Source organism: Streptomyces sp. NPDC059852 (assembly GCF_042731455.1).
Classification (GTDB): Bacteria; Actinomycetota; Actinomycetes; order Streptomycetales; family Streptomycetaceae; genus Streptomyces.
Window position 1 is genome coordinate 1 of sequence record NZ_JBHWJK010000051.1, and the last position, 5,117, is coordinate 5,117.

The 5,117-nt window shown below is 68.8% G+C and carries 5 protein-coding genes; 3 read left to right on the forward strand and 2 right to left on the reverse strand.

Features of this window, described 5'->3' with window-relative positions; all coding sequences use genetic code 11:
• Window positions 1-91: 91 nt before the first annotated feature.
• Together ACFV46_RS33510 and ACFV46_RS33515 are read right to left on the reverse strand one after the other, a co-directional pair.
• The gene (locus ACFV46_RS33510; protein ID WP_361927317.1) at window positions 92-649 is read right to left on the reverse strand and encodes a hypothetical protein; all 558 of its coding nucleotides are present in this window, start codon (window positions 647-649) and stop codon (window positions 92-94) included.
• Between the two features lie 89 nt (window positions 650-738).
• On the reverse strand, window positions 739-975 hold the full coding sequence (locus ACFV46_RS33515; protein ID WP_086866112.1) for a hypothetical protein: 237 nt from the start codon (window positions 973-975) through the stop codon (window positions 739-741).
• 197 nt (window positions 976-1,172) lie between these two features.
• On the opposite strand from ACFV46_RS33515, the gene thyX reads away from it, so the two are divergent.
• The 3 genes from thyX to ACFV46_RS33530 all read left to right on the forward strand — a co-directional run bounded on the left by thyX (window position 1,173) and on the right by ACFV46_RS33530 (window position 4,864).
• On the forward strand, window positions 1,173-1,913 hold the full coding sequence (thyX, locus tag ACFV46_RS33520; RefSeq protein ID WP_361927320.1) for an FAD-dependent thymidylate synthase: 741 nt from the start codon (window positions 1,173-1,175) through the stop codon (window positions 1,911-1,913).
• A gap of 212 nt (window positions 1,914-2,125) precedes the next feature.
• Complete coding sequence (gene dapA, locus ACFV46_RS33525) at window positions 2,126-3,025, forward strand: 4-hydroxy-tetrahydrodipicolinate synthase (RefSeq protein ID WP_062669176.1); 900 nt, start codon at window positions 2,126-2,128, stop codon at window positions 3,023-3,025.
• Window positions 3,026-3,178: 153 nt separating this feature from the next.
• Complete coding sequence (locus ACFV46_RS33530) at window positions 3,179-4,864, forward strand: ribonuclease J (protein ID WP_361927324.1); 1,686 nt, start codon at window positions 3,179-3,181, stop codon at window positions 4,862-4,864.
• The last annotated feature ends 253 nt before the right edge of the window (window positions 4,865-5,117 follow it).

The following is a 5,117-nucleotide window of genomic DNA, read 5'->3' on the forward strand; positions in this document are numbered from 1 at the left end:
CCTGGTCTCGTGGGAGCGTTGATGTGTATAACTCACAGGCATACGTGAGGGGCCGGTCCACCACCGTGGACCGGCCCCTCACGTATGCGGGTCAGCCGCGCGCGTTCTCCGCGGCCCACGCCTCGACGGCGTCGGTGGCCCGGTCGAACGCGGCGGGACGGGCGAGGAAGTCCGCACCGTGCGTGGTCATCAGCACCGGCATGTCGCCAGCCGCCCCACGGCCCTGGCGTACGAGGAGCAGCGCCTGCCCCTGCACGGTCCGCGGAAGCCCCAGCCAGCGCACCGGCTGCTGCACCGTCCGCACCGTGGCGACCTGCTGCCAGGGCACCGTACGGGTGGTGAGGAACCGGACGTGGCGCAGTCCGCGGGAGCTCACCCAGACGCCGATGCGCAGCAGGCGCAGCGCCCCGGCGATGATGACCAGCGCGATGCCGAACACGGTGGCGGACGCGGACAGGGTGCCGGTCAGGGCGATGATGACCGCGGCGAACAGCACGTACGAGGCGAGCAGCAGCCAGAGCGCGGCCGCGCCCACCCGCCACGGCCCGGGACGGTAGGGCCGCCGCCAGCGCTCGTGGTCGTCGTGGGGCAGAGCGACGTCGTCGGCTGCCTCGAACGCGCGGTCGGCCGTCAGGAAGGGCAGGGGCACGGCTGGTCCTCACTCAATCCATGCATGGGTGTGCCCGGTGAGGCTACCGAGACGGATGAGCACTCACCACCCTTGAGGGTCCGAAGGGGTCAGCGCCCGTCGGACGCCTGCGACTGCTGGGTGCCGGAGTGGGTGTCGGTCGACAGGGCCGGCGTACCTATCACCAGCGAGCCGACGAGACCGGCGACGAGGGTGAGACCGAGCAGCGCCCGCCCGGCCAGCTGCCCGAGCGTGGGCCGCTCACGGGGCGGGGGAGTGACATTGCTGCGGAACCGGTCGGCCTCGGCGACGAAGGCGAAGGGAACGGGCTCGCGCCGGCGGAGCATGGGGTTCGTCTCCTCTCGGGACGCAGGGGTGATCGTCATCAGGACAGACGAACGAACGCCCCAATCGGTGCCCGGTTTCACCGAATTCACAGAAATTCGCGGACGTATGTCGGGACCCGGCACCGATCGCCCCGTTGTCAGAGCCGGGCCGTAGAGTGGGCGCCGCCCGAAGCCGTGATGGAAGGACCTCCCCAGCCGTGACCGACACCCCCGCCGCCGACCTCAAACCCAGCTTCCGCAGCGATGTCACCGTGGAGCTGGTCAAGCACAGCGCGGCCGACTCCGACGTGCTGTGGGCCGCCCGTGTCTCCACCGCCGGCGAGCAGTCCCTGGACGAGCTGAAGAAGGACCCGGAGCGCTCCAAGGGCCTGATCAACTACCTGATGCGCGACCGGCACGGCAGCCCCTTCGAGCACAACTCGATGACCTTCTTCATCAGCGCCCCGATCTTCGTCTTCCGCGAGTTCATGCGGCACCGCGTGGGCTGGTCGTACAACGAGGAGAGCGGTCGTTACAGGGAGCTCCAGCCCGTCTTCTACGTCCCGGACGAGTCCCGCAAGCTCGTGCAGGAGGGCCGCCCCGGCAAGTACGTCTTCGTCGAGGGCACCGAGGCCCAGCAGGAGCTTGTCGGCCGCGTCATGGAGGACTCCTACCGACAGGCGTACGAGGCGTACCAGGAGATGCTCGCCGCCGGCGTGGCTCGCGAGGTCGCCCGCGCCGTCCTCCCCGTCGGCCTGTTCTCGTCGATGTACGCCACATGCAACGCACGCTCGCTGATGCACTTCCTCGGCCTGCGCACCCAGCACGAGCTGGCCAAGGTGCCGTCGTTCCCGCAGCGCGAGATCGAGATGGTGGGGGAGCGCATGGAGGCGGAGTGGGCCAAGCTCATGCCCCTCACGTACGCCGCCTTCAATGCGAACGGCCGGGTGGCGCCGTGACCCGACCGCCCCGGAGCGGTCGGTACGGCAGCGCGGCGTCAGCCTCGCGAAGTGTCCGTATTGCGGCATTTAGAGAAGTTCATCTAGCCTGATCAAACGGACCCGGCACTGCTTGAACCCCCGAGCAGGCAGTGCCGGGCTCCTTATTTGTCCTGACTTGCCGCACCCCCCGAGGGCAGACCCGGCCGTGCACAACGAGTAGCGTGTAACCCATGGCTCCGACCTCGACTCCGCAGACCCCCTTCGGGCGGGTCCTCACCGCCATGATCACGCCCTTCACGGCGGACGGCGTACTCGATCTCGACGGCGCGCAGCGGCTCGCCACGCACCTGGTGGACGCAGGCAATGACGGCCTGATCATCAACGGCACCACCGGCGAGTCCCCCACCACCAGCAACGCGGAGAAAAAGGACCTCGTACGCGCCGTACTGGAGGCCGTCGGCGACCGGGCGCACGTGGTGGCCGGGGTCGGCACCAACGACACCCGGCACAGCCTGGAGCTCGCCCACGACGCGGAGCAGGTGGGCGCCCACGGCCTGCTGGTCGTCACGCCGTACTACAACAAGCCCCCGCAGGAGGGCCTGTACCGGCACTTCAAGGCCATCGCCGACAGCACCGGCCTGCCCGTCATGCTGTACGACATCCCCGGCCGCAGCGGCGTCCCGATCAGCACCGAGACGATCGTCCGGCTCGCCGAGCACCCGCGCATCGTGGCCAACAAGGACGCCAAGGGCGACCTCGGCCGCGCCAGCTGGACCATCGCCCGCTCCGGCCTCGCCTGGTACTCCGGCGACGACATGCTGAACCTGCCGCTGCTGTCCGTGGGCGCGGTCGGCTTCGTCTCCGTCGTCGGCCACGTCGTCACCCCGGACCTGCGCGCGCTCATCGAGGCGTACACCTCCGGTGACGTCCAGAAGGCCACCGAGATCCACCAGAAGCTGCTCCCGGTCTACACCGGCATGTTCCGCACCCAGGGCGTCATGACGACCAAGGCGGCGCTCACCCTCCAGGGCCTGCCCGCGGGACCGCTGCGCGCCCCCATGGTGGAGTGCTCGCCCGAGGAGATCGAGCAGCTCAAGATCGATCTTGCCGCCGGCGGGGTACAGCTCTAAACACAGACTTCGCGCGCGAGCCGCGCACCTGACTTCACAACTGAATAGGCGGGCCACCGGTGCCCGCACCCCACAACGACAACTGCTTCTGCACGAACGTCATGCGCGCCACGTGCCCAACCGGTACGTGGCGCGTGTGGTGAGGAGAGTCTTTTGAGTCATCCGCATCCTGAACTGGCCCCGCCCCCACCGCTCCCCGAAGGCGGACTACGGGTCACCCCGCTCGGCGGCCTCGGCGAGATCGGCCGGAACATGACCGTCTTCGAGTACGGCGGCCGCCTGCTGATCGTCGACTGCGGAGTGCTCTTCCCCGAGGAGGAGCAGCCCGGAATCGACCTGATCCTGCCGGACTTCACGTCCATCAGGGACCGCCTCGACGACATCGAGGGCATCGTCCTCACCCATGGTCACGAGGACCACATCGGCGGTGTCCCCTTCCTGCTGCGCGAGAAGCCGGACATCCCGCTGATCGGCTCCAAGCTGACCCTGGCCCTCATCGAGGCCAAGCTCCAGGAGCACCGCATCCGCCCGTACACCCTCGAGGTGTCCGAGGGGAACCGCGAGCGCATCGGCCCCTTCGACTGCGAGTTCGTCGCGGTCAACCACTCCATCCCGGACGCCCTCGCCGTGGCCATCCGCACCCCCGCGGGCATGGTGGTCCACACGGGCGACTTCAAGATGGACCAGCTCCCGCTGGACAACCGGCTGACCGACCTGCACGCCTTCGCGCGTCTGAGCGAAGAAGGCATCGACCTTCTCCTCTCCGACTCCACGAACGCGGAAGTGCCGGGCTTCACCCCCCACGAGCGGGACATCTCGAACGTCCTGCGCCAGGTCTTCGCCGGCGCCCGCAAGCGCGTGATCGTGGCCAGCTTCGCCAGCCACGTCCACCGCATCCAGCAGATCCTGGACGCGGCCCACGAGTACGGCCGCCGGGTCGCCTTCGTCGGCCGCTCGATGGTCCGCAACATGGGCATCGCCCGCGACCTCGGCTACCTGAAGGTCCCGCCGGGCCTGGTCGTGGACGTCAAGACGCTCGACGACCTGCCGGACAGCGAAGTGGTCCTGGTGTGCACGGGCTCCCAGGGCGAACCGATGGCCGCCCTGTCCCGGATGGCCAACCGCGACCACCAGATCCGCATCGTCCAGGGCGACACCGTGATCCTGGCGTCGTCGCTCATCCCCGGCAACGAGAACGCGGTCTACCGCGTGATCAACGGCCTGACCCGCTGGGGCGCCAACGTCGTCCACAAGGGCAACGCCAAGGTCCACGTCTCGGGTCACGCCTCGGCCGGCGAGCTGCTGTACTTCTACAACATCTGCCGCCCGAAGAACCTGATGCCGGTCCACGGCGAGTGGCGCCACCTGCGCGCCAACGCCGAGCTGGGCGCCCTGACCGGCGTCCCGCACGACCGCATCGTCATCGCCGAGGACGGCGTCGTCGTCGACCTCGTCGAGGGCAAGGCCAAGATCTCGGGCAAGGTCCAGGCCGGATACGTCTACGTCGACGGCCTCTCCGTCGGTGACGTGGGCGAGCCCGCTCTGAAGGACCGCAAGATCCTCGGCGACGAGGGCATCATCTCGGTCTTCGTGGTGGTGGACTCCTCCACCGGCAAGATCACGGGTGGCCCGCACATCCAGGCCCGCGGCTCCGGCATCGAGGACTCCGCCTTCGCGGACGTCATCCCGAGGATCACCGAGTCGCTGGAACGCTCGGCCCAGGACGGCGTGGTCGAACCGCACCAGCTGCAGCAACTGGTGCGTCGGACCCTCGGCAAGTGGGTCTCGGACACCTACCGGCGCCGGCCGATGATCCTGCCGGTGGTCGTGGAGGTCTGACGGTCCGTCGGCCCACGGCCGCGTGACTCAGGAGCGGGGCGCCTCGATTTGCATCGGGGCGCCCCGCTCCAGTACGTTTACGGCTCCGCCCGAGGGGAACCCGGCCACTTCATGTGCCTGGACTGCCCCGCAGGGGGCGGGAAATCCGACTCAGAACCTCTGATAAAGTCGGAACCGCCGGAAAGGGAAACGCGGAAGCGGGAACCTGGAAAGCACCGAGGAAATCGGATCGGAAAGATCTGATAGAGTCGGA